The 24,355-nt window shown below is 63.7% G+C and carries 18 protein-coding genes; 7 read left to right on the top strand and 11 right to left on the bottom strand.

Translation table 11 applies throughout. From position 1 onward, the window contains the following. Nucleotides 1–98: 98 nt before the first annotated feature. From HWE04_RS24500 to HWE04_RS22240, 6 genes are all read right to left on the bottom strand, one after another. Nucleotides 99–1,571 (bottom strand): methyl-accepting chemotaxis protein, encoded by a 1,473-nt coding sequence (locus HWE04_RS24500; RefSeq protein ID WP_274620191.1) that lies wholly within the window; start codon nucleotides 1,569–1,571, stop codon nucleotides 99–101. A 179-nt stretch (nucleotides 1,572–1,750) separates the two neighbouring features. Further along, nucleotides 1,751–3,412 carry an MFS transporter gene (locus tag HWE04_RS22260; protein WP_006712641.1) on the bottom strand — a complete coding sequence of 554 codons (1,662 nt, stop codon included), beginning with the start codon at nucleotides 3,410–3,412 and terminating at the stop codon, nucleotides 1,751–1,753. A gap of 584 nt (nucleotides 3,413–3,996) precedes the next feature. Then, nucleotides 3,997–5,199, bottom strand: a complete 1,203-nt coding sequence (locus tag HWE04_RS22255) for a TIGR03364 family FAD-dependent oxidoreductase (RefSeq protein ID WP_241813728.1) — start codon at nucleotides 5,197–5,199, stop codon at nucleotides 3,997–3,999. 174 nt (nucleotides 5,200–5,373) lie between these two features. Then, on the bottom strand, nucleotides 5,374–6,357 hold the full coding sequence (locus HWE04_RS22250; protein ID WP_370546059.1) for a putative 2-aminoethylphosphonate ABC transporter substrate-binding protein: 984 nt from the start codon (nucleotides 6,355–6,357) through the stop codon (nucleotides 5,374–5,376). A 147-nt stretch (nucleotides 6,358–6,504) separates the two neighbouring features. Beyond that, entirely contained in the window at nucleotides 6,505–8,250 is a 1,746-nt protein-coding gene (locus HWE04_RS22245; protein ID WP_241813727.1) for a putative 2-aminoethylphosphonate ABC transporter permease subunit, read from the bottom strand. A gap of 7 nt (nucleotides 8,251–8,257) precedes the next feature. Beyond that, a complete protein-coding gene (locus tag HWE04_RS22240) occupies nucleotides 8,258–9,379 on the bottom strand; it encodes a putative 2-aminoethylphosphonate ABC transporter ATP-binding protein (RefSeq protein ID WP_241813726.1) in 1,122 nt (373 codons plus the stop codon). Between the two features lie 287 nt (nucleotides 9,380–9,666). Here HWE04_RS22240 and HWE04_RS22235 point away from each other — a divergent pair, with 287 nt between their 5' ends. Together HWE04_RS22235 and HWE04_RS22230 are read left to right on the top strand one after the other, a co-directional pair. Next, on the top strand, nucleotides 9,667–10,209 hold the full coding sequence (locus tag HWE04_RS22235; RefSeq protein WP_241813725.1) for a hypothetical protein: 543 nt from the start codon (nucleotides 9,667–9,669) through the stop codon (nucleotides 10,207–10,209). A gap of 205 nt (nucleotides 10,210–10,414) precedes the next feature. Beyond that, nucleotides 10,415–12,334, top strand: coding sequence for a SurA N-terminal domain-containing protein (locus HWE04_RS22230; RefSeq protein WP_241813724.1), 1,920 nt, complete (start codon nucleotides 10,415–10,417; stop codon nucleotides 12,332–12,334). 284 nt (nucleotides 12,335–12,618) lie between these two features. Here the strand turns inward: HWE04_RS22230 and HWE04_RS22225 are convergent, their stop codons facing one another. After that, nucleotides 12,619–12,798, bottom strand: coding sequence for a hypothetical protein (locus HWE04_RS22225; RefSeq protein ID WP_241813723.1), 180 nt, complete (start codon nucleotides 12,796–12,798; stop codon nucleotides 12,619–12,621). Between the two features lie 29 nt (nucleotides 12,799–12,827). On the opposite strand from HWE04_RS22225, the gene HWE04_RS22220 reads away from it, so the two are divergent. Then, a complete protein-coding gene (locus HWE04_RS22220; protein ID WP_241813722.1) occupies nucleotides 12,828–13,547 on the top strand; it encodes a glutamine amidotransferase in 720 nt (239 codons plus the stop codon). Between the two features lie 88 nt (nucleotides 13,548–13,635). Here HWE04_RS22220 and HWE04_RS22215 read toward each other — a convergent pair whose 3' ends face one another. Next, nucleotides 13,636–14,313 carry an arylesterase gene (locus HWE04_RS22215; protein ID WP_274620190.1) on the bottom strand — a complete coding sequence of 226 codons (678 nt, stop codon included), beginning with the start codon at nucleotides 14,311–14,313 and terminating at the stop codon, nucleotides 13,636–13,638. Here HWE04_RS22215 and HWE04_RS22210 point away from each other — a divergent pair. After that, nucleotides 14,312–15,028, top strand: a complete 717-nt coding sequence (locus HWE04_RS22210; protein ID WP_241813721.1) for an ABC transporter ATP-binding protein — start codon at nucleotides 14,312–14,314, stop codon at nucleotides 15,026–15,028. The genes HWE04_RS22215 and HWE04_RS22210 overlap by 2 nt on opposite strands. 6 nt (nucleotides 15,029–15,034) lie before the next feature. On the opposite strand, the gene HWE04_RS22205 is transcribed toward HWE04_RS22210, so the two are convergent. Beyond that, on the bottom strand, nucleotides 15,035–15,979 hold the full coding sequence (locus HWE04_RS22205) for a DMT family transporter (protein WP_241813720.1): 945 nt from the start codon (nucleotides 15,977–15,979) through the stop codon (nucleotides 15,035–15,037). Beyond that, a complete protein-coding gene (locus HWE04_RS22200; RefSeq protein ID WP_241813719.1) occupies nucleotides 15,933–17,501 on the bottom strand; it encodes an NAD(P)H-hydrate dehydratase in 1,569 nt (522 codons plus the stop codon). The genes HWE04_RS22205 and HWE04_RS22200 overlap by 47 nt, the downstream gene beginning before the upstream one ends. Before the next feature lie 400 nt (nucleotides 17,502–17,901). On the opposite strand from HWE04_RS22200, the gene HWE04_RS22195 reads away from it, so the two are divergent. Together HWE04_RS22195 and HWE04_RS22190 are read left to right on the top strand one after the other, a co-directional pair. Next, nucleotides 17,902–18,123, top strand: a complete 222-nt coding sequence (locus tag HWE04_RS22195; protein ID WP_039876271.1) for a TA system antitoxin ParD family protein — start codon at nucleotides 17,902–17,904, stop codon at nucleotides 18,121–18,123. Continuing rightward, nucleotides 18,123–18,410 carry a type II toxin-antitoxin system RelE/ParE family toxin gene (locus HWE04_RS22190; protein WP_241813718.1) on the top strand — a complete coding sequence of 96 codons (288 nt, stop codon included), beginning with the start codon at nucleotides 18,123–18,125 and terminating at the stop codon, nucleotides 18,408–18,410. Before HWE04_RS22195 ends, HWE04_RS22190 begins: the two co-directional genes overlap by 1 nt. A 27-nt stretch (nucleotides 18,411–18,437) precedes the next feature. Here HWE04_RS22190 and HWE04_RS22185 read toward each other — a convergent pair whose 3' ends face one another. Then, on the bottom strand, nucleotides 18,438–19,709 hold the full coding sequence (locus tag HWE04_RS22185) for an FAD-dependent oxidoreductase (protein WP_241813717.1): 1,272 nt from the start codon (nucleotides 19,707–19,709) through the stop codon (nucleotides 18,438–18,440). A 536-nt stretch (nucleotides 19,710–20,245) separates the two neighbouring features. On the opposite strand from HWE04_RS22185, the gene purL reads away from it, so the two are divergent. Continuing rightward, nucleotides 20,246–24,271 carry a phosphoribosylformylglycinamidine synthase gene (purL, locus tag HWE04_RS22180; protein WP_241813716.1) on the top strand — a complete coding sequence of 1,342 codons (4,026 nt, stop codon included), beginning with the start codon at nucleotides 20,246–20,248 and terminating at the stop codon, nucleotides 24,269–24,271. Nucleotides 24,272–24,355: the final 84 nt, after the last annotated feature.

Here is a 24,355-nt window from a genome sequence, read left to right as displayed (position 1 = left end):
CCAACCCTGACGCGCGCCTTGCCACCACGCCTTCTGGCGCCAACGCATCTCGCAGATTAAATGTGAACAGGCCCTAATCCCACTTTTCCCGTCCCGGCTTATTTCATCAGGATTTGCAACTGCTCCAATGCCCCGTTGACATGTTCGATCTCATTGGTCTGATTGTGGGCGGAGACGCTGATCGTCTCGATGATTTCGCTGATGTTGTTGATCGACTCGACGATGGTGCTCATGGTCTTCCCCGCGTTCGTGACCAGGTCAGATCCTTCCCGGGCCTCGTTGACCGATTCACCGATCAGGGTCTTGATCTCACTGGCCGAGGCCGCCGTGCGTTGTGCCAGGCTGCGCACTTCGCTGGCAACCACGGCAAATCCTCGCCCGTGCTCGCCGGCTCGCGCAGCCTCGACTGCCGCATTCAGGGCAAGCAGATTTGTGCGGAAGGTGATCTCGTCGATCACGGCGATGATCTCGGTAATCTTTGCCGCGCTGGCATTGATTGCGCTCATCTTATGAACGACTTCATTCATGACCTCGCCCCCTTGCACAACGACGGAGGAGGTCGCCTTGACGAGATTGTTCGCCTTCTGCGCACTGCTCGATCCCTCACTGAGCGCGCCGGTCAGGCCCTTCACCGCTGCCTGCAGAGTCTGGGTGGCCTGTGTCTGGATGGTGACGTTGGTCGCATATTTGACGATCTTGAAGACGCGGCCATTCATGTCAAAGATGGGGTTGTAGTTCGCCTGTAGCCACAAGGGATCGCCATTTTTCTTGACGCGGCGATACAGCCCTGCATCAGCTTGCCCCATGCCCAGGCGATGCCAGAAATCCTTGTATTGAGGAGATGCGCGCTCGGTCTGCTCGACGAAGATGGAATGATGCTTGCCCTGGATTTCAGCAAGTGTATAGCCCACCGCCTGCAGGAAGTTGTCGTTGGCGTGGAGTATGTTTCCTGCGACATCAAACTGGATCACGGCGCGGACCTTGTTGATCGCCTTGATCTGGCCCGAGAAGTCGGCCACCTGTAGCTGCTGTTGCGTGACGTCGCGCGCATATTTGACGATCTTGAAGGGCCGTCCCCAAGCATCCATGATGGGATTGTAGGTGGCCTGAATCCAGACCTCGGCACCCGATTTCGTGATGCGACGATAGAGACTCTGTTCAAATTCGCCACGCGCGAGCTTTTCCCAGAATTTTGCGTACGCCGGCGTATTGCGTTCTTCCTCTGCCACGAAAATGCGATGGTGCTGGCCTTTGATCTCGACGAGCGAGTAGCCCATCAGATCGAGGAAATTTCTGTTGGCCTTGATGATTTTTCCGTCGAGGCTGAACTCAATGACGGCCAGCGCCTTGTCAATGGCGGCGAGCTGCCCCAGCGTATCGGCTTTCTTCTTGCTGAGACGAGATAGGAATCGGAAAGAATCAAGGAATGTCATGGCAAAGGGCTTACATGGTTGGTTTTTGTCATGCGCACTGGCAAGGCTGGCGTCCCCCTCCTGAGAGGGATTTTCCTGCGCGCGACGCAGCGTCTGCGTCATTGGCCCTAGTGTATGAATCTTCAGCAACGCGTCCATCGGAGATTTCCTGATGGGCTTGTCTGGAGGATTGGAATGTTTTTGCTGCGGGGAGGGGGCAGGACACAACTTGAGCTTATTCGCGAGAGCCCGCAGGCATATCGACTGCCACGGTCGCGACGCCCAAAAGAAACGCCCCGCGACAGGGCGCGGGGCGTTAAAGCGGGTATGTCTTGCGGTCAGTCGTGGATGTTGTTGTGCACGGTTTCCTTGACGAACAGCAGGCCGATCACGAAGGTGATCATGGCGATCACGATCGGGTACCACAGGCCGTAGTAGATGTCGCCCTTGAAGGCCACCAGCGCGAAGGAGGTGGTCGGCAGCAGGCCGCCAAACCAGCCGTTACCGATGTGGTAGGGCATGGACATGGAGGTGTAGCGGATGCGGGTCGGGAACATTTCCACCAGGGCGGCGGCGATCGGGCCGTAGACCATGGTCACGTACAGCACCAGGATGAACAGCAGCAGCAGGACCATGGGCTTGTTGATCTGCTCCGGATCAGCCTTGCTCGGATAGCCGGCAGCCTTGATGTCGTCAGCCAGTTCCTTGGACAGTTGCTTGTCCTTGGCGGCCGCATCTTCCTTGGACAGGCCGTTGGCCTCATAGGAGGTGATGACGCGATCGCCGATCTTGACGGTGGCCACCGAGCCCGGTGCGCCTGCCACGTTCTGGTAGTTCACCGAAGCGGCCGACAGCTTGGCCTTCACGATGTCGCAGGACGAGGTGAACTTCTTGGTACCGGTCGGGTTGAACTGGAACTGGCAGCTGGCCGGGTCGGCGGTCACGATCACCGGCGACTTTTGCAGAGCCGATTCCAGCGCCGGGTTGGCGAAGTGGGTCAGGCCGTTGAAGATCGGGAAGTAGGTGACGGCGGCGATCAGGCAACCACCCAGGATGATGGGCTTGCGGCCGATCTTGTCCGACAGCGAACCGAAGAACAGGAAGAAGGGCGTCGCCAGCAGCAGGGCGGCAGCGATCAGGATGTTGGCGGTGGGACCATCGACCTTCAGGGTCTGGGTCAGGAAGAACAGGGCATAGAACTGACCCGTGTACCACACCACGGCCTGGCCGGCGGTCAGGCCCACCAGCGCCAGGATGACCAGCTTCAGGTTCTTCCACTGGCCGAAGGCTTCGGTCAGCGGAGCCTTGGAGGTCTTGCCTTCAGCCTTCATCTTCAGGAAGGCGGGCGACTCGTTCATGGACATGCGGATCCACACAGAGATAGCCAGCAGCAGGATGGAGACCAGGAAGGGAATGCGCCAGCCCCAGTCGGCGAAGGCGGCTTCACCCACCGCAGTACGCACGCCCAGGATCACCAGCAGCGACAGGAACAGGCCCATCGTGGCGGTGGTCTGGATCCAGGCGGTGAAGGCGCCGCGACGACCTTCCGGCGCGTGTTCGGCCACGTAGGTAGCCGCACCGCCATACTCGCCGCCCAGTGCCAGGCCCTGCAGGATGCGCAGGATGATCAGGATGATCGGGGCGGTGATGCCGATGGAGTTGTAGTTGGGCAGCACGCCGACGATGAAGGTCGATGCGCCCATGATCAGGATGGTCACCAGGAAGGTGTACTTGCGACCTACCAGGTCACCCAGGCGGCCGAACACCAGCGCGCCGAAGGGGCGCACGATGAAGCCGGCGGCAAAGGCCAGCAGCGCAAAGATGAAGGCAGTGTTGGGATCGGTGCCGGCGAAGAACTGCTTGGCGATGATGGCCGCGAGCGAGCCGTAGAGGTAGAAGTCATACCATTCGAAAACGGTGCCTAGCGACGAGGCGAAGATGACTTTCTTCTCCTCCGGTGTGATGCCGCGCGCAGTCGTGTTGACTGATGCTGTGGTCATGTTTGTCTCCTTGGTTTTAATTGATATTGCTACTGCATGGATGCCTGCGGTACCCGGGGTACGGACCCTGCGATGCAACAGGTGCAACAGATGCAACAGATGGTCGAATGGGGCGTTATGCAAGAACGCACCGGAGACAGCATGAAGATTCCTCCCTCGCCTTCCCCGTCAGACACAAACCGCGATATTGGCTTCGCATTGCTTGCGTAAGGACCCACTTGTCCATGCCGGGAGTGTGCGACGTCAAACTTACGCAAGACTTGCTTCAAACTTACACAAGCTTACAGCGCAGGACGGCGATTTCAGGTTGCGCTGCAGCAGGCAAAGTGGCCTCTGGCAAGGCTTTGCAGGGCGGGGAGTGGCTATTGCGATGCAGCGACGATGTCAGGGGGCTCGCATCTGTCCAGGCAAGGAGTGAAGTTTTTTCTGTCAGGAACAGGCAGAAAAACCTGAAGCGGACGTCAGGGCAGGTGTAGCGGGAAGGGAAGCGGACGAGAACGCGGGGAAGGATAGCGGGCCGGTCGAAGACCGGTGGCGCGGCAGCGAAGCCGCCGCGCCGGAGAGGGATGCCGAGGGTAAAACGATCAGGCCAGCGCCGTCGCCGGTGCCGGCTGGGCAGTGGGCGTAGGCAGGCTGTCACCTTCCAGCAAAGCCTTGACCACGCGCTCGCCCAGGCCCAGGCCCACGCTCATGCCGATGCCGGTGTGCATCAGTACCACCGAGGTGTGGGCATCGATGGGCAGGGCGGAGAACGGTCCCGGGCCCTTGCTGCCGTAGACGCCTTGCCAGCGCTCGAGCACCTTGACCCGGGTGGCGAGGGTGTGTTCCACCAGGCCCAGCATCAGTTCATCGACCTCTTCGCTGTTGAAGGGCGGCGAATCGCTGCCGTAGTGGTGCGAATCGCCCACGATCAGTTCCTGGTACGGCGTGGGGCTGACCAGCAGGTGGATGCCGTGCTTGTTGAGCAGGGGCGCATTGGCCTCGATCTCGGCATGCACGGCGCGCGCGGTCGGCAGGTCCGAGAAGGCGCCATAGTGGGTGCAGGACAGCCCGGTCAACACCGCATGGGTCAGTGGCAGCGGCTCTTCGGTCTTCAGGCGCAGCATCTGCAGGCGGCACTGTTTCAGGTTCATCGGCTGCAGGCGATCGGCGAACAGGGTCAGGTAGTCGTGACCCGAACAGACCACCACGCGCTCGGCGCGGAATTCGCCGGCCGTGGTGGACAGGCGGCCATCGGCGGTGCCATGCACCAGGGTATTGAAGCGGAAATGCACGCCCTGCGAGTGCAGGTAGGCCACCAGCGCCGGCATCGCCTCGCGGGAATACAGTTGCAGGTCTTCGGTGCCATGCAGGGCCGAACGGTGATGGCGGAAGCGGCCGTTGTAGAGGGCGTTGAGCTTGTCGCCTTCCAGCAGCGAGGCGCGGTAGTCGTACTGGCGGGCGCGCACCATCATGAATTCCTGCAGCACATCGTGCTCGGCCTCGCTGCGGGCAAACAGCAGGGTGCCGGCTTCGCGGGCGCTGAAGTGGGCGCGCGCGGCCAGGTGCAGCCAGATGGCGCGGCTTTCACGTGCCAGGTCGAGCATGATGCCGGGCGGCTGGCCGGTCACCAGGCCCATGCCGAAATTGCGCACGGAAGCGCCCAGCGGGGTGCCGGTACGTTCGAACACGGCCACCTTGAGACCGCGCTTGACGGCCGCATAGGCATGCGCCAGGCCGAGGATGCCGGACCCGACCACGGCCAGGTCGAAGTGTTGCGGATCGTGTTCTGAGGGGGATTGCGTCATGGGAATGCTCCATCGGATACGGTTGCGAGATGTGGTGCTGCCTGTTGTGGACGGACGCTCTGTCGGCGTCCTGTGGTCCTCTCCACGCGCCGTCGCAGGTGGGCTGCGACGGCGTGCTGCCTAGGCGGGCCTCAATGCTTGGGGCCTGCCTGCGGCGTGCTTGTTACAGCGTGCTTATTGCTTCTTCTCGGACTTGCTTTCGTAGCGCTTGCTCCACTCGGTCAGGATGCGATCACGGTTGGTGCTGGCCCAGGTGAAGTCGTTCTTGATCAGGCGCTTTTCGTAGTCGGCCGGCAGCAGTTCGTCCGGCTTGGCCACGCCCGGGATGGCGACCACGGCGAAGTTCTTTTCGTACAGCGCCATGGCGTCCTTGCTGGCGGAGAAATCGGCCAGCTTCTTGGCTGCTTCGAGGTGCTTGCTGCCCTTGACGATGGCGGTAGCTTCGATGTCCCAGCCCAGGCCTTCGGCCGGCAGGATCACGTCGATGGGCGCGCCTTCCTTCTTGGTCTTCACGGCGCGGTACTCAAAGGCGATACCGATCGGGAATTCACCGGTGGCCGCCTGCTTGCAGGGCTTGGAGCCGGAGTGGGTGTACTGGCCGATGTTCTTGTGCAGGGCGTCCATGTAGGCCCAGCCCTTGTCTTCGCCCATCATCTGCAGCCAGGCCGAGACGTCCAGGTAACCGGTACCGGAAGAGGCCGGATTGGGCATGACGATCTTGCCGGCATAGACCGGCTTGGTCAGGTCGGCCCAGGAAGTCGGCTTGGGCAGACCTTGCTTCTGCGCCTCCACGGTGTTGAAGCAGATGGCCGAGGCCCACACGTCCATGCCGACCCAGGCCGGCGGATTGGCGGCGCTGCGGTACTTGCCGTCGATGGCCGACAGGCCTTGCGGTGCGTACGGGGTCAGCATGCCTTCCTTGTCCAGCAGGGCCAGGCTGGTGGCGGCCAGGCCCCAGATCACGTCGGCCTGCGGGTTGGCCTTTTCAGCCAGCAGCTTGGCGGTGACGATGCCGGTGGAGTCGCGTACCCACTTGATTTCGATGTCCGGATTGGCCTTCTGGAAGGCGGCCTGGTAGGCCTTGATCTGGTCGGCTTCGAGGGCGGTGTAGACGGTCAGCGTGGTGGCCGCGTGCACGGCTGGTGCCGCCAACAGCATGCCGGCGCCGATCACCGATGCGAGCAGGGAAAATAGCTTGGTTTTTTTCATGATGGCCTTCGTCTGTGAATGGCTAGGTTGAAAAAGCGTCGGAAACGCGAGGGTAAAAAAGTGCGAGGGTAAAAGCGGACAAGGGGAGAAACCCGGTCAGTGGGCGCGTCCACGACGCCAGGCCTGGGCACGCGCCAGCCAGCGGCTGCCGGCCAGGTGCATCAGCAGCGCGGCGGCGGCCGAGGTCAGCAGGATCAGGGTGGACATGGCGGCGGCCGGGCCGACATCGCCGGCATCATCCATGTTCAGCACCGCCACCGAGGCCAGTACGGTGTCCGGGCGGTACAGGAAGATCACCGCCGAGACCGTGGTCATCGAGGAGACGAACAGGTAGCGGAAGATCTCCAGCATCTGCGGCAGGCACAGCGGCACGGTGACCCGGATAAAGGTCTTCAGCAGCGGTACCTTCAGCGACAGCGAGGCGGCCTCGAATTCCGGATCGAGCTGCTTGAGGGCGGTGACGGCCGTGAGGTGGGCCGTGGTGTAGAAGTGCACGATGGAGCAGAGCACCAGCAAGCTCATCGTCCCGTACATGAAGTTGAAGGGATTGGCCGGATGGTTGAAGAACAGCAGGCTGCCCAGGCCCAGCACCAGTCCCGGCACCGCCATCGGCAGGAAGCACAGCATGCGCAGCAGCGCGGACAGCGGCGCCTGGCCCCGGGTCTTTTCCATCAGCCAGGCGCCGCTGAAGATCACCACGGTGCCGACCACGCTGGTGCCGCAGGCCAGTTTCAGGCTGTTGAAATAGGCCAGCCAGCCACCGCCATCCATGTTGTCGAAGTCATAGTGCTGCAGCGTCAGTTGCAGGTTGTAGGGCCACAGCTTGACCAGCGAGGCGCCCATGGCCACCACGATCATCATCAGGATGGCGGCGGCGATCAAGACTACTGCCAGCAGGTTCACGCCGTCACGCCGCCAGTCGGGGCGGGGCACATAGACTTCCGAGCGGCTGCTCATGTTGGCGCGCTGGCGGCGCTGCAGCCAGCCGTCCAGGGCGAAGGTCAGCAGGGCCGGCACCAGCAGCAGCAAGCCGATCAGCGCACCGCGCCCGAACTGCTGCTGGCCGACCACCGCCTTGTAGGCTTCCACCGCCAGCACGCTGTAGGCGCCGCCGGTGATCTTGGGCACGCCGAAGTCGGTGATGGTGAGCGTGAAGACCAGACACAGCGCGCCGAAGATGCCATAGCGCGTGGCCGGCAGGGTGACCGTGCGGAAGATGCGCCAGCGCGAGGCGCCCATGGCATGGGCGGCGTCGTAGAGGCGTCCGTCGGCCTGCGACAGGGCCGACAGGAGAATCATCATGGCATGCGGGAAGGTGTAGAACACTTCACCCAGCAGGATGCCCCAGAAGCCATAGATGCTGCCGTCCATCCATTCCTTGAACAGGCCCTGGTTGCCAAACAGGTAGATCAGCGCGATGCCCGGCAGCAGCGACGGTGCCAGCAGCGGCAACAGGCCGATCCCGCGCCACAGGCCCTTGAAGGGGATGCCCGTACGCTGCAGGGCATAGGCGAAGACATAGGCCAGCGGCACCGTGACCACGGCGGTCATGGCCGAGACCCAGAGGCTGCGCCCCAGCATGGGCAGGAAATTGATGTTGGCGAAGAGTGCCATCAGCGGCGCCGCACCGGCCCAACTGCCATCGGGCTGCAGCACCGCCTGCGCCAGGATGAACAACAACGGTCCACCCAGGCCGACCAGCAGCACCACCAGCAACAGCCACTTGAAGCCGGCCAGCAGGCCCTGGCTGCGATCGACCGTGCTCATGCGCAGGGCCGGGGCAGGCTGCACGGATGGTTCGATCGCCATGGCGGACGAAGAAAGGGAGGAGGGCAGGCTCATCGCAGATTCAGGCAAACACCTGCAGGGCCTGGCGCGGCAGGGCCACCCACAGGCCGTCGTTGGCGGGCAGGGCGGCCAGGCGTTCATGGGCCTGGTCGCTGACATCGGCCAGCAGGGTCTGGCCGGGCAGCGCGTCGGCCGCCAGTGCCAGGCGGTAGCGGTTACCCAGGTAGATGCGGTCGGTCACCCGCGCCTGGAAACGGTTGGCGGTGGCGTCGGTGGCGAACAGTTCGACCGATTCCGGACGGCAGAACAGGCGGCCGCTGGGCAGTTCGGCTTCCTCGGCCTGGATTTCCAGGCGCAGCGCTCCCACCGCGACCTGCGAGCCGGAGATGCGGGTAAAGGGCAACCAGTTGGCATGGCCGATGAAGTCGGCCACGAAGGGCGTGGCCGGGCGCCGGTAGATCTCGGCCGGCGTGCCGAACTGTTCGATGCGACCGTGCTGCATCACGGCGATGCGGTCGGCCATGACCATGGCTTCTTCCTGATCGTGGGTGACCATCAGGGTGGTGATGCCGAACTGCTTTTGCAGGCGGCGGATTTCCAGTTGCAGGTGTTCGCGTACCTGGGCATCCAGGGCCGACAGCGGTTCGTCCAGCAGCAGCAGGGACGGCGACGGCGCCAGTGCGCGGGCCAGTGCCACGCGCTGTTGCTGCCCGCCGGAGAGCTGGCCGGGATACTTGGCCTGGCTGCCGCCCAGGCCGACCATGTCCAGCATGGCCGCGACCCGATCCCGGCGTGCATCACGCTTCATGCCGGTGAGGCCGTAGGCGACGTTATCGGCCACGGTCAGGTTGGGAAACAGGGCATAGGACTGGAACAGGATGCCGTAATCGCGCGCCTGGGGCGGCAAGTGGGAGATATCGCGCCCGCCGGCGTGGAGCTGGCCGGCGTCCTGGCGTTCCAGCCCGGCGATGGTGCGCAGCAGGGTGGTCTTGCCGCATCCGGACGGCCCCAGCAGGCAGACCATCTCGCCGCGACGCACTTCCAGCGATACCCGATCCAGCGCGGTGAAGGCGCCAAAGCGCTTTTCGATGCCCTGCACGGTCAGGAAACCGGTCTCGCTGTGTTCCTGCGGGTCCTGGCAGGGCGGCAGCGCAAGCGCGGCGGAAGAAGGATTGTGCATCATCTCGGAAGTGGTCTCGCTAGCTCGCGTTGTTGCCCAAACGCAGCGCCCGTGCGGAGTTGCGGGGCGCAGCCGGGGGTGGAAAGCATGCGGATGGTACGGTGAAAATATGACTGCTGGATGACACCCCCTGCTGCAATAGCGGACCAGAATCCTTGCTATAGATTGAAGCTATGGATGCCCGCCCAGACTCCCGGGAGCAGGGAATCGGCACGGCGATTTGCGGTCCAATCCTTCATTGACGAGCGGCATTGAGTGAATCAAGAACGTTCATCTGAGAGGAGACCAGAATGAATACATGCACCAGGCCGACGCGGCTGTCGACCTCGCCGCGCCAGTTGGTCAGGCGATTGGCCATCTCGGGCGTGGGCGTGGCGGCCATGCTGGCCGCCTGCTCGGCCCCGGAAAGTACCCAGGAAACCCGTGACGAGCTGGCGCGCACCCTGATCGAGCAAAAGAAGACCACCGAAGACGGTACCTCTACCGCGACCACCGTGGATGGCTACAAGGTCGACCTGGCCAAGCGCATTTCCCAGGTCAACTTCACCAGTGTTTATGTGGAAAGGCCGCAGGCGCTGCTGCGCTCGGTGATCGTGATCAAGTACATCGTCGATGGGGATGGCAATCTGGTCAAAAGTGAAATCCTGCGCAGCAATCGCGACAAGCACGCCGAAGCCAGCGCCCTGGGCAGCCTGAAGACGGCCGCACCCTTTCCCAAACCGCCACCGGCGCTGTTGAAGCAGGGCCGCATCGAACTCTCGGAGAGTTGGCTGTTCAATAATGACGGCCGTTTCCAGCTGCGCAGCGTGGCACTGGCCCAGATGGACCGCTAGGGTGCGGCGGGGGCGCAAAGATGCCTCAGGGCATTGGCATGTGTATAATGTCGCGCGAGCACGACGGTGTGCGTTGTGCGTCCCGGGCCCAAGGGCCTGCGCCGGATCAGGGCGAACGCGAGTTCGCCCTTTTTATTATCCGCGGACGCCCGGCGGCAGTCCTCGCTGACCTTCATTGACCAGATCGTTTATTGATTGGCTATTCATGTTTGATTTCATTCGTACTCACCAGCGCCTGATGCAGTTCCTGCTGCTGCTGTTCATCTTCCCGTCGTTCGCCTTCTTCGGCCTGGAGGGCTACAGCCGCCTGACCGACGACAGCGGCGTGGCCAAGGTGGCCGGCCAGACCATCACCAAGGAAGAATGGGACGCCGCGCACCGCCAGCAACTGGAGCGCATGCGCCAGGTGTACGGCAACCAGTTCGATAGCAAGATCTTCGATAGCCCGCAGGCGCGTCGCGCCATCCTGGACAACCTGATCGCCCAGCGCGCCCTGGGCGCCGAAGTGGTGGCCAACAAGCTGGTGGTGCCGGACCAGGTGCTGCAGCAGAGCATCCTGCAGATCCCCGGCCTGACCAAGCCGGACGGCAGCTTCGACAATGAACAGTATCGCGTGCTGCTGGCAGCCCAGGGCATGACGCCCAAGTCCTACGAAGCCGGCCTGCGCCGTGAAATGGCCGTGCAGCAGTTGAACGCGGCCATCCAGAGCACCGCCTTCGCGCCCCGGACCGTGGCCGAGAACCTGTCGAACCTGAACGATCAGGAACGCACGGTGCAGATGCTCAATTTCAAGCCGGACAGCTATGCCGCCCAGGTCAAGGTGAGCGACGACATGCTCAAGGCCTACTATGACAAGAACGGCGCCCGCTTCGAGACCCCGGAGCAGGCCGACATCGAATACGTGGTGCTGGACGCTGCCGCCGTGGCCGCCCAGGCTGCCGTTACCGACGATGACATCAAGGCTTACTACGAGCAGAACCAGAAGCAGTACGCCACCGAAGAACAGCGTCGTGCCAGCCACATCCTGATCACCGTCAAGAAGGACGCGCCGGCAGCCGAGAAGGCTGCCGCCAAGGCCAAGGCCGAAGGCCTGGTGGCGCAACTGCGCAAGAACCCGGGCGACTTCGCCAAGCTGGCCAAGGCCAATTCGCAGGACCCCGGTTCGGCTGAAAACGGTGGCGACCTGGGCTACTTTGCCAAGGGCGCCATGGTCAAACCCTTCGAAGATGCCGCCTTCAGCCTCAAGCAGGGTGAGATCAGTGATCCGGTGGAATCCGACTTCGGCTATCACGTGATCGAAGTGACCGGCATCAAGCCGGCCGCCGTCAAGCCGCTGGAATCGGTCAAGGCCGAGATCGGCGCCGAGATCAAGAAGCAGATCGCCGCCAAGAAGTATTCGGAAATGGCCGACCAGTTCAACAACCTGGTCTATGAAAACGGCGACAGCCTCAAGGCCGTCTCCGACAAGCTCAAACTGAAGATCCAGACCGCCACCGGCGTGACCCGTGCGCCCAACCCGGCCGCTGGCCCGCTGCCGTACAACAATGCCAAGTTCCTGACGGCGTTGTTTACCGACGACGTGATCAAGGCCAAGCACAATACCGAAGCCGTGCAGACTGCCCCCAATACCCTGGTGGCCGGCCGCATGACCAGCTACAAGCCGGTTGCCAAGCGTCCGTTCGAGGAGGTCAAGGCCGATGTGCAAAAGGCCGTGCTGCAGGAGGAAGAACAGGCACTGGCGGTCAAGGCCGGCCAGGAACGCCTGGCACAGCTGCAGGCCAAGGATGACGCCACCGGTTTCAGCGATGCCAAGGTGGTCTCGCGCGTGAAGTCCGACGGCTGGACCCAGGAAGCCTTCAATGCCGTCATGAAGGCCGATACCGCCAAGCTGCCAGCCTACGTCGGCGCCGAGACGCAGGGCCTGGGTTACCAGATCTACCGTGTCACCAAGGTGGAACAGCCCAAGACCGTCGACACCGCCCGCCGCAAGGCCGAGCAGGAACAGATCGTGGCCGCCTTGTCGCAACAGGAAGCCCTGGCTTACCTAGACTACCTGCGCGAGAAGGCCAAGACCAAGCTGCTCAAGGGTGCCGCTGCAGTCAGCGCGGATGACGCCGCCAAGTAAGCTGGCGTGACCCGCGACGGGGCATGCGCGCACCGGGATCGTGAATCGGCGCGCAGCTCCGCCCAGTTCAGGGGAGTTGTCGGCATGTCTGCCACAATTTACTAAAATATTTACCGAGGCCGCTTTTCCAGCGGCCTTTTTTGTTTCATCATGGACACCGGCGCAGCCTGCATGCGGGATGTACAGGCGGGGGATGCCCAAAAGATCAGGGTTCGGGGATGGACCTTTTTCTGTTTTTGTCCCTCGGGATTTCGTCGGATATTGTCAATCCTGGTCAGTCCCGGTCAGTTTTCACTCAGCGAGAAAATGCACATATTGTGCTGATGAAGTGAAAATAATGTCATCCGCATGCCATCTTGCGCCGTTTTTGGAATAAACGGCTGCCGTAAAGTTGTCGCTGCCTCCAGTCGAAGTTCGAAGGCATCGCTCGGTGTATTTCCGACAAGGAATACTTCCGATGCCATGTTTTGCCCTGAATACCGACCACGTTTTTATGCCTGCCCCAGTCCTGATCATCCAAACCGGCGATGCCAATCCTGCCCTCAAGACCAACTATGGTGGTTATGCCGACCAGATAGGTTGCGCCGCCGGTCTGTGCCACACCGAAATCGAAGTCGTGACCGTCTATGAAGGGGAGCGCCCGTCCTGCCCGCGCAGCTATCGGGCCGTCTTCATCACCGGTTCGCCGGCCATGGTGACCGACAAGGAAGACTGGAGCGAGCGCACCGCCGAATGGATCCGCGACGCCGCCGCCCTGGATACGCCGATGTTCGGCATCTGCTACGGCCACCAGCTGCTGACCCATGCCTTCGGCGGTGAAGTCGGCTACAACCCGGCCGGCCGGGCTGCTGGCACCATGCACGTGGAAACACTGGAATGCTGCCGTCAGGATGAATTGCTGGGCGTGCTGCCGGAGGCCTTCCCGGCGCACATGCTGCACATGCAGTCGGTGTTGCGGCCGCCCAAGGACGCCATCGTCATGGCCCGTTCGCCGATGGACCCGCACCACGTGATCAAGCACAAGCACAACGTCTACTCGACCCAGTTTCACCCGGAGTTTTCGCCCGAGTTCGTGCGCGCCCACCTGCGCTACTACACCGACATCTACCGTGGCTGCGGTATCGACGCCCAGGCCCTGTGCGAAAAGGTCAGTGCAACCCCGCAATCGACCGGGCTGCTGCGCCGTTTCCTGGACCTGTACGCGCGCCATTGAGGCGTAGCTGTCCGGTTCTTCTGCTGGATGAACGAAGCCCCTGGCGCCAGTGACGGCGGCAGGGGCTTCGGCTTTCAGGGCGGGGGATTTACTTCTTGCCCAGCAGTGGCTTCAGGTGTGGCCAGACATTGTCCAGCAGCCTGGGCTGGGCTTGTTCGTTGGGGTGGATGCGGTCAGCCTGGAACAGCGACAGGTCGGCGGCAATGCCCTCGAAGAAGAACGGTACCAGCGCCACCTTGTTGGCCTTGGCCAGGTCCTGGTACATCGCGGCGAAGCGGCGCGTGTAGTCGGGGCCGTAATTGGGCGGAATCTGCATGCCGATCAGCAGCACCTTGGCCTTTTGCTGGCGGGCCAGGTCGATCATGGCCTGCAGGTTGTCCTGGCTGGTCTTGAGCGGCAGGCCGCGCAGGGCGTCGTTGGCACCCAGTTCGATCACCAGGATGTCCGGCTGGTGCTGCGTCATCAGCGCCGGCAGGCGATTGCGCCCGCCGATGGTGGTGTCGCCGCTGATGCTGGCATTGACCACCCGCAGTTCCGATTTGTCCTGCTGCAGCCGTTGCTGCAACAGCCCGGTCCAGCCGGTGCCGCGTTGCAGGCCATATTCGGCCGACAGGCTGTCACCGAGCACGAGCAGGTTTTTTGGGGCAGAATAAGCGCTCGCCGTCGCCAGCACCAGGGCGACACCCGCCAGCAGCCGCAGCAGCCAGCCCAGTACGCTGGCGCGCGCCGCGCCCCTCCCGGACCCCCTTGCCTGATTGCCCTGCATGCCTGCTTCCCTTCCTGATACCGATACCGCACAATCCGCCGTCGTTGCAGCCATTGAAGTCCTTCAGTTATCCAAACATGTTGCCGATGTCGCCGCGCCCGGTGGGCGTTTGACTATCTTGAGCGACATCGATTTTACCGTGGCCGCCGGTACCACGGTGGCCATCGTCGGCGCCTCCGGCTCCGGCAAGTCCACCTTGCTGGGCCTGCTGGCTGGACTGGATACCCCCAGCGAAGGTTCCGTGCGGCTCGATGGCGAAGACATCTACGCCCTCGATGAAGACGGCCGGGCGTTGCTGCGCAAGCGCAAGCTGGGCTTCGTGTTCCAGTCCTTCCAGTTGCTCGGGCACTTGAACGCCCTGGAAAACGTCATGCTGCCGCTGGAGCTGCGCGGCGATGGCCAGGCCCGCGCCAAGGCCGAGCAGATGCTGGGCCGGGTCGGCCTGGGCAGCCGCCTGAAGCACTATCCCAAGTACCTCTCCGGGGGCGAGCAGCAGCGCGTGGCCCTGGCCCGCGCCTTCGTCACCGAACCGCCGCTGCTGTTCGCCGACGAGCCCACCGGCAGCCTGGACGCGGCCACCGGCGAATCGGTCATCCAGTTGATGTTTGAACTGAACCGCGAACGCGGCTCCACCCTGGTGCTGGTCACCCACGACAACGGCATCGCCGCGCGCTGTGAGCGCACCCTGACCATCGCGGCCGGACGCCTGCTCTGAGCCTGCTCAGACCGCTTCCATCGGATCGGCCGGCGGTAGCGGATGGGCGCGTTTGTGCTCGATATAGGCAATGCCGATCCCGCTGGCGCAGATGATGGCGATACCCAGCACCGTGATGCTGTCGGGGAATTGCCCGAACACCAGCCAGCCCATGCCCGAAGCCGAGATGATCTGGGCATAGAAGAAGGGCGTCAGCACCGAGGCTTCGGCATGCCGGTAGGCGGTGTTCTGCAGGAAGTGGCCGATGGTGCTGGTAATGCCGGTGGACACCAGAATCGCCAGTTCGATGGCTGTCGGCGTATGGGCGCTCCAGAAGAAAGGCACCATCAGCGTCGACAGCACGCTGCCCACCAGCGCCCCGTAGAACAGCGTCACAATGGGATTGTCGGCCTGGCTGGCCTTGCGGTTGAGGATGGACATGAATGCCATCGTCAGCGCCGACACCAGCCCCAGCGCCACCCCGTGCGGCGGAATGTCGCCACTGGGGCGGATCACGATCAACATGCCCGTAAAACCCACCAGCACCGCGATCCAGCGCGAGAGATAGCTGCGTTCGCCCAGTAGCCAGGGTGAGATTGCCAGCACGATCAGGGGTGCACAGAAATTCATCGCCGTCCCTTCAGCCAGCGGCACGATCTTCAGGACCGAAAAGAAGATCAGCGTCGACGCCAGCAGCAGCGCACCGCGCCCCAGTTGCAGGCCGAGCCGGTTGGACCGCAGGATGCTGCGCCCGTGCCGGCGCTGGTACAGCGGTGCCAGGGTCGCGGCCATGAACAGCAGATTGATGGTGTAGCGCATCCAGGCAATCATCACCACGTGGTAGCCGGCCAGGGCCAGCAGCTTGCCTGCGGTATCCAGTAGCGACAGCGTCCACAGCCCGGCGATGAGAAACAGGATGCCCAGCTTATGGCTGGGGGCGATGCGGGGATGCGGCAGGACGGCGCTGGACATGGTCTCGGATGATCTGGTTGAACACCGCCCGGATGGCGGGAATGAATTCGCTTGCGGTCAGCCCCACCGGGCCCAGCCCTGCACCCACCAGCTGATCGGCGGCGGCGCCGTGGATCCAGGTGGCAGCCAGGGCAGCGGCGCGGGTCGGCCAGCCTTGCGCCAGCAGCGCACCACACAGGCCCGAGAGAACGTCGCCGGTACCGGCAGTGGAGAGCGCCGGGTTGCCGCTGGGGTTGATGAGGATTTCGCCATCGGGGAAGGCGATGACCGTCCCCGCGCCCTTGAGCACGGTGATGGCATTGAACTGGCGGGCCAGCAGGCGCGCTGCCTGCGGACGGTCCTGCTGGATCTGCTGGGTGCTGCTGTCGAGCAGGCGGGCCGCCTCCAGCGGGTGGGGCGTGATGATGCTGGTGATCTCGGCACCGGCCTGGTGGCGCCGGTGCAGCTTGTGCTGCAGGGACGGTTCGGCCGAGATCAGGTTCAGGGCATCGGCATCGATGACGATGTCGGCCTCGCTGTCCAGCGCACGCGCCAGGATGTCATGCGCGTGGCGCGAGGTGCCCATGCCGGGGCCGATCACCAGCGCCGCGCTGGCGCCGAACTCGACCCGGTCGGCCAGGCGGAACATCAGTTCCGGGTGCTTGTCGTCATAGGCAGGACCTTCGTCGACGAAGGCCACATAGACCCGCCCGGCACCGCTGAAGGCCGCCGTGCGCGCAGCCAGCACCGGCGCACCGGCCATGCCGCGTGCACCACCCACCACGATGACATCGCCATAGCTGCCCTTGTGGCTGTTGTTGGCACGCGGCTTGAGCGCGGTGGCGAAGCATTGCGGGCCGTTGAGGAAGGCGCGGGCTGACGGGAAATGGCTATCGTCGATCTCCAGCGGTTCCAGCACGATATGGCCGCTATGGTCGCTGCCGTCACAGGTGTGCAGACCGGGCTTGTCGGAGATGAAGGTAATGGTATGGGTGGCCTGCACGGCCAGCCCCTCACGTCCGCCGACGATGCTGCCGGTATCGGCATTCAGGCCGCTGGGGACATCGATGGACAGCACCGGACAGCGCAGGCTGTTGATGTAGTCGATGATGGGCCGCAGCCTGGGGCCGGGCGGGCGCGCCAGGCCGATGCCGAACAGGCCGTCGATCACCAGGGCCCAGGACTGGGCGCGCAAGGCGGTGTCGCTCAGATCGTCGATGAACTGGATCTCGGCTTCGCGCACGCGGGCCAGTGCGCGCCGCGCATCCTCCGGCTGGCGGCTTTCGTCGGCATGCAATTGCACGCTGACTTCGATCCCCGCTTCTTCCAGCAGGCAGGCCGCCTCCAGCGCGTCGCCGCCGTTGTTGCCGGGGCCGGCCAGCACCAGGACAGACGGCGAGGACACCGTGGCCGAGCACAGCAATTGCTGCGCCAACTCGGCAATGGCGGCGCCGGCACGTTGCATCAGGGTGTAAGGGGGTAGGGCGGACAGGGCCTGCTGTTCGACTTGGCGGATCTCGGCAACGGAGTGGAGCGCGCTCATGATCGTGGTCGCTGGTGCATTCGTTGGACAGCTGGATGGATGAAGTGAAGCTCAGGCAAGGCGCAGCAGTGCCACGAAGGGCAGCTTGCGTCGGCCGTCAGGCAGGATGCCGGCGCAACGGTGTCGATTTTAAGTGAATTAGGGTCTTGGCGCAGAACCGTCTCAGATGAAAAAAATCGGCGCGCTCAAATGAGGCCCGGTCGTCGTGACTGATGCGCTGGCCAGGACGTCGTAAAAAACGGGCTTGATGGCTGGATCTGGGGCGGGGTGGCTCTGTGCCATGCCTTGCTGCAGAGGATGGCCTGTTGGGCTTGTTGGGCCTGATGCTGGCCGGGGTTGCAAAAGGTTGCAAAGGGTTGCATAGTGATGCGCGGTAAAACCCTGATATCAAGGAACTGATATGGCAATTGCAATGAAACTTTCGGATGAGCTGGTCGATATGGCGAAGCCTCGCGCAGCTGCTGAACACCGCTCTGTGCCAAAGCAGATTGAATACTGGGCGCGTCTGGGCAAGGCCGTCGAAGACAATCCCGATCTGCCGGTTCAGTTCATCAAAAGCACCTTGGTGGCGGTGGCGGAGGCTGATGCCGGCCAACTTTCCGAATATCGCTTTGGGGTGTGATGGTGTTGAGCATTCTCGGCACCCCCTCGTTTGATCGTGTCGTCAAGAGACTGCACGCGAGAGACAAAAAGGTGGTTGACCAGGCCGTCATGGCGATTGCCACCGATCCAGCCATCGGCGTAGAAAAAAAAGGCGATCTGGCAGGGGTATTCGTCTACAAGTTCAAGGTCAACAAGCAAGAAACCTTGCTGGCGTATCGCTTGCAGCCGAACAAGAAGAGCCCGCAGGAATTTGTATTGCTAAGCCTCGGCTCGCATGAAAATTTCTACGACGCCATGAAGCGCTAAAAAGCGCTAAACCTCGTTCTGGCGCGGTCAGCCCAGCAGATCGCGCGGCAGCAGTCCGTCGGTCGGGATTTCCGGTTCTTCTCCGGCCATCAGGTCGCTCAGCAGACGTGCCGAGCCCACCGTGGCGGCCCAGCCCGTGGCGCCGTGACCGACGTTGACGAAGACATTGCCCTGCCGCGTCGGGCCCAATACCGGCAGGCCATGCGGCAGCAGGGCCATGGTATTGCTCCAGAAATGGGCCTGGTTGTAGTTGGCGGCATTGGGGTAGTAGTCACCGGCGATCTTGAGCAGGTTGCGCAAAGCCTTGGGCGGCAGCGTCTGCGAGGGCGGCACGAAGCCCAGCAGGCCACTGATGCGTATGCGTCCGCCCAGGCGCGTCATGGCGACCTTGTAGCTGTCGTCGTAGAGCGCCATGCTGGGCGCATCGTCCGGATTCTTGACCGGCACCAGGGCTGAATAGCTCTGCAGCGCCCGCAGGGGGAGCGCCGTGTCCAGCGGCTGCAGCAACTGGGCGCTGGACATGCCGGCGGCCACCACCACGGCGTCGACCTGCATGTGCGAGGCCAGATGGGGTGACTCCAGCAGCAAGGAAACGCGACCGCCGAAGTCGGCGCTCAAGGTCCGGACGGTGGAATCGAAATGGAAGCTCACCCCCAGCTCCTGCGCGGCATTGCGCATCTGCTTGGCAAACAGCACGCAATTGCCGGCCATGTCGTCGGGATAGTAGAGCGCGCCGGCCAGCTTGGCCTCCGAGGAAAAGGCCGGCTCCAGGGTGCGGATCGCCGCCGCATCCAGGGCCTGGTGCTTGAACTCGCATTGCTGGGCGGCTTCCTGCAGGTGGGGCATGCGCGCCGCCTCGGCCGGCTGGCGGAACAGGTGGAGTACACCGTTGCCGTTTTCGTGCTCCATGTTGTGGTGCGCCTGCAATTGCAGGGTCAGGCCCTGGCCGTAGGCCGACAGGAGCGACAGTCGCAGCTTGTTCTCGGCGAACTCGTGCTGTTGTGCCTGGCGCGTCTGGCGCATCCAGCGGCGCCGGCCGAAGTCGGCACCCGAGGCCAGCAGCACCCGTGGCTCGTCCTGGAAACGGCAGGCAAAGGTGGCCATGGCACCCGGCAGGGTCAGGGGCATGGCGGCCCCCGGCGCCAGCAGGCCGGAGTCGCCGAAGGTGGCTTCCTCGGCCACGTGCGCGCGGCGCTCGATGACCGCCACCTGGTAGCCCTTGGCGGCCAGGAAGTAGGCGCTGCAAATCCCTGAAAGTCCCCCGCCGATGACGGCGATCTGTCGATGTGTGCTGTTCACTCTGTTTGTCTTGGAAGCGGCCGGGCCGCTGTGGTCATGGTCATCGGTTCTGCATGCTGGTGTGCCGCGGGCTGCCTGCCGCGCCGCGTGGCCTGAGCGCGCAGTGGCGGCAGGCCGTTTCCGATGCGGGCCGAATGATACCGCGAAATTTCCTTGTCGTTCGGATATTGCCGCAAAGCCACATTCTGGCCATCACCATAGGACAATCTGCTTGCTTCCAAGGACAACGCACGGCGCCGGGCGACCGATGACACGGATGTCCCCAGATGTCCCCACGGGCAGCCGGCGAGACCCGGGACGTGGTCGGCTAGCGCAGCCAACTGCTCGCTTTGCCTGGGACGGGGACCGGCGTCCACTGTATAATGCCGGCTCTGCCAGCAAACGCGCGCACGATCCATCAGTCCGCCGTACCCGAAACTGCACGTTTTTACCTAGTGCGGTGCAACATCCGAGGGTGCGGCCGGTGTCGGTGGACCGGTCCCTGCCGCGATGCTGCGACGGTTTTCCCGATTCAAGCTAACTGCCTCGACCTCGCCATGCTGATCCTGCCGGGCTCCAATGCCCTTTCCGCTTTCCGTACCCAACGCCTTTTGACCCAATTGCAAGCAGTGGACGCCGCCATTACCGGCGTATCCGGCCGCTACCTGCACTTCGTCGATGCTCAGCAGGCATTGACCCAGGAGGATGAGGCACGCCTGAACGGCCTGCTGACCTACGGCGATCCCTTCAACGGCAGCGACGAGGGCGATGCCTTCGTGGTGATCCCGCGTTTCGGCACCATTTCGCCCTGGGCCAGCAAGGCCACCGACATCGTGCGCAACTGCGGCATGAGCCACATCCACCGGGTCGAGCGCGGCATCATCTTCCGCGTGCAGGTCAAGACCGGTCTGCTGGGCGGCGCCAAGAAGCTCAATGAAGCCAGCCTGCCGGCCGTGGCCGCGCTGCTGCACGACCGCATGACCGAGACCGTGCTGCGCGATCCGCAAGAGGCGGCCGGCCTGTTCTCCGAACTGCAGGCCCGTCCGCTGGAGAGCGTGGATGTCATCGGCGGCGGCCGTGCCGCCCTGGAAGCAGCCAATACCGAACTGGGCCTGGCCCTGTCGGATGACGAGATCGATTATCTGGTGGCAGCCTTCACCAAGGCGCAGCGCAATCCGACCGATGTCGAACTGATGATGTTTGCCCAGGCCAACAGCGAGCACTGCCGCCACAAGATCTTCAATGCCGACTGGACCATCGATGGCCAGGTGCAGGACAAGTCCCTGTTCGGCATGATCCGCAACACCCACCAACTGGCGCCCAAGGGCACCGTGGTGGCGTATTCGGACAATTCTTCCGTCATCGAGGGCGCCAGCATCTCGCGCTTCTACCAGCGCGGCGCCACCAAGGGCAACGTCTATGAAGCGTCGGAAGAGTTGACCCACATCCTGATGAAGGTGGAAACCCACAACCACCCGACCGCGATCTCGCCGTTCCCCGGTGCCTCCACCGGTGCCGGCGGTGAAATCCGCGACGAAGGCGCGACCGGCCGTGGTGCCAAGCCCAAGGCCGGCCTGACCGGTTTCACCGTCTCCAACCTGATGGTGACCCACGCCGTGCAGCCCTGGGAAAACGCCCGTGACGTGGCCCAGCCGGCCGCCGAGCGCGACGCCCACGCCCAGGGCGGTATCTACGGCAAGCCTGAGCGCATCGCCTCGCCGCTGCAGATCATGATCGACGGCCCGCTGGGTGGCGCGGCCTTCAACAACGAATTCGGCCGTCCCAACCTGGGCGGCTACTTCCGTACCTACGAACAGAACGTGGGCGGCCAGGTGATGGGTTACCACAAGCCCATCATGATCGCCGGCGGCATGGGCAACATCTCGGCCAAGCACACCAGGAAGAACGACCTGCCGGTGGGCAGCCTGCTGATCCAGCTGGGTGGCCCCGGCATGCGCATCGGCATGGGCGGCGGCGCCGCTTCCTCGATGGCCACCGGCGTGAACACCGCCGACCTGGACTTCGACTCGGTCCAGCGCGGCAACCCGGAAATGGAGCGTCGCGCCCAGGAAGTCATCAACGCCTGCTGGGCGCTGGGTGACGAGAACCCCATCCAGTCCATCCACGACGTGGGTGCGGGCGGTCTGTCCAACGCCTTCCCGGAAATCACCAACGACGCCAAGCGCGGCGCCCTGTTCGACCTGCGCAAGGTACCGCTGGAAGAAAGCGGCCTGGCTCCGCGCGAGATCTGGAGCAACGAGTCCCAGGAACGCTACGTGCTGGCCATCCTGCCGGAACACCTGGACCTCTTCAAATACCTGTGCGAGCGCGAGCGCGCGCCCTTCGCTGTGGTCGGTACCGCCACCGAAGAGCGCCAGCTGAAGGTGATCGACCCCGAACACAACAACAGCCCCGTGGACATGCCCATGGACGTGCTGCTGGGCAAGCCGCCCAAGATGCACCGCGATGTGACGCACGTCGAGAAGCAACTGCCACCGGTGGACCTGACCGGCATGGACCTGGTGGAAGTGGCCCAGCGCGTGCTGCGCCTGCCGGCCGTGGCCGACAAGTCCTTCCTGATCACCATCGGTGACCGTAGCGTGGGCGCCATGACCGTGCGCGACCAGATGGTCGGCCCCTGGCAGGTGCCGGTGGCTGACGTGGCCGTGACCGCCATGGGCCTGGAAGGTTATCGCGGCGAGGCCATGGCCATGGGCGAACGCACCCCGCTGGCGGTGATCGACGCCCCGGCCTCGGGCCGTATGGCTGTCGGCGAAGCCATCACCAACATCGCCGCCGCCCCGATCGCCGAGATCGGCGACATCAAGTTGTCGGCCAACTGGATGGCAGCCTGCGGCCAGCCCGGCCAGGATGCCGCCCTGTTCGACACCGTCAAGGCCGTCGGCATGGAGCTGTGCCCGGCGCTGGGCGTGTCCATCCCCGTGGGCAAGGACTCGCTGTCCATGCGCAGCACCTGGAGCGACGAAGAGGGTGCCAAGTCGGTGACCTCGCCAGTGTCGCTGATCGTCTCCTCGTTCGCCCCGGTGACCGACGTGCGCCGCGTGCTCACGCCGCAACTGCGCAAGGACAAGGGCGAGACCGTCCTGATCCTGATCGACCTGGGTCGCGGCAAGAACCGCATGGGCGCCTCGGCCCTGACGCAAGTCATGCAGCAGATCGGCAACGAGACCCCGGACGTGGATAGCGCCGAGGACCTGAAGGCCTTCTTCAACGCCATCCAGCAACTGAACTCCGAAGAGCGTCTGCTGGCCTACCATGACCGTTCCGACGGCGGCCTGTACGGCACCCTGGTGGAAATGGCCTTTGCCGGCCACACCGGCATCTCGGTCAACCTCGACATCCTGACCATGGAAGGCGAGCATGCCGCCGACTGGGGCGATTCCAAGAATTGGACCACGCAAGTGGCCGAGCGCCGCAATGAACTGACCCTGCGTGCACTGTTCAGCGAAGAGCTGGGCGCCGTGATCCAGGTCCCGGCGGAGCAGAAGTCGGACGTCATGAACGTGCTGCGCAGCTACAACCTGGGCGCCTGCAGCCATATCATCGGCAAGCCCAACGACCGTGACGTGGTCGAGTTCATGCGCGACGCCAAGAACATCTACAGCCAGCCACGTGCCGAGCTGCATCGCATCTGGAGCGAGACCAGCTGGCGCATCGCCCGCCTGCGCGACAACCCGGCCTGTGCCGATGCCGAATACGAGCGCCTGCTGGACGCCGCCGACCCCGGCATGACGCCCAAGCTGAGCTTCGACCCGCAGGAAGACATCGCCGCACCCTACCTGTCGCTGGGGGCTGCTGCCCGTCCCAAGGTCGCCATCCTGCGCGAGCAGGGCGTGAACTCGCACATCGAGACCGCCTACGCCATGCACAAGGCCGGCTTCACCGCCGTGGACGTGCACATGAGCGACCTGATCGCCAACCGCGCCAAGCTGGATGACTTCAAGGGCTTCATTGCTGTTGGCGGCTTCTCCTATGGTGACGTGCTGGGTGCCGGCGAAGGTTGGGCCAAGACCATCCTGTTCAATGCCCAGTTGGCCGAGCAGTTCTCGCGCTTCTTCCAGCGCCAGGACACCTTCTCGCTGGGGATCTGCAACGGCTGCCAGATGATGAGTAACCTGAAGTCCATGATCCCGGGTGCCGAAGCCTGGCCCAAGTTCACCCGCAACAAGTCCGAGCAGTTCGAGGCGCGTTTCGTGATGGTGGAAGTGGCCGATTCGCCGTCCATCTTCATGCAGGGCATGGCCGGCACCCAGGCGCCGATCGCCACCGCCCACGGCGAAGGTTTTGCCGACTTCTCGCAGACCGGCGACATCGACAAGGCCATCATCGCCATGCGCTACGTCGACCATCGCGGTGCAGCCACCGAAGCCTATCCGTTCAACCCGAACGGCTCGCCCCAGGGCATCACCTCGGTGACCACTCCGGACGGCCGCTTCACGGTCCTGATGCCGCACGCCGAACGCGTGTTCCGCACCGTGACCCAATCCTGGCACCCGGATACGTGGGGCGAGGATTCGCCGTGGATGCGCATGTTCCGTAATGCGCGCAAGTGGGTGGGCTGATCGTCGATCTGACGACATGATGCCGGACGCGTGACGGAGTCCGGGTTGCCCTGCTGGTGGGTGATCCGGGACTGGTCAGACAGT

This window comes from Herbaspirillum sp. C7C2 (assembly GCF_022627865.1).
In the GTDB taxonomy this organism is placed as follows: Bacteria; Pseudomonadota; Gammaproteobacteria; order Burkholderiales; family Burkholderiaceae_D; genus Herbaspirillum; species Herbaspirillum frisingense.
This window is presented reverse-complemented; position numbering and strand designations above follow the sequence as displayed.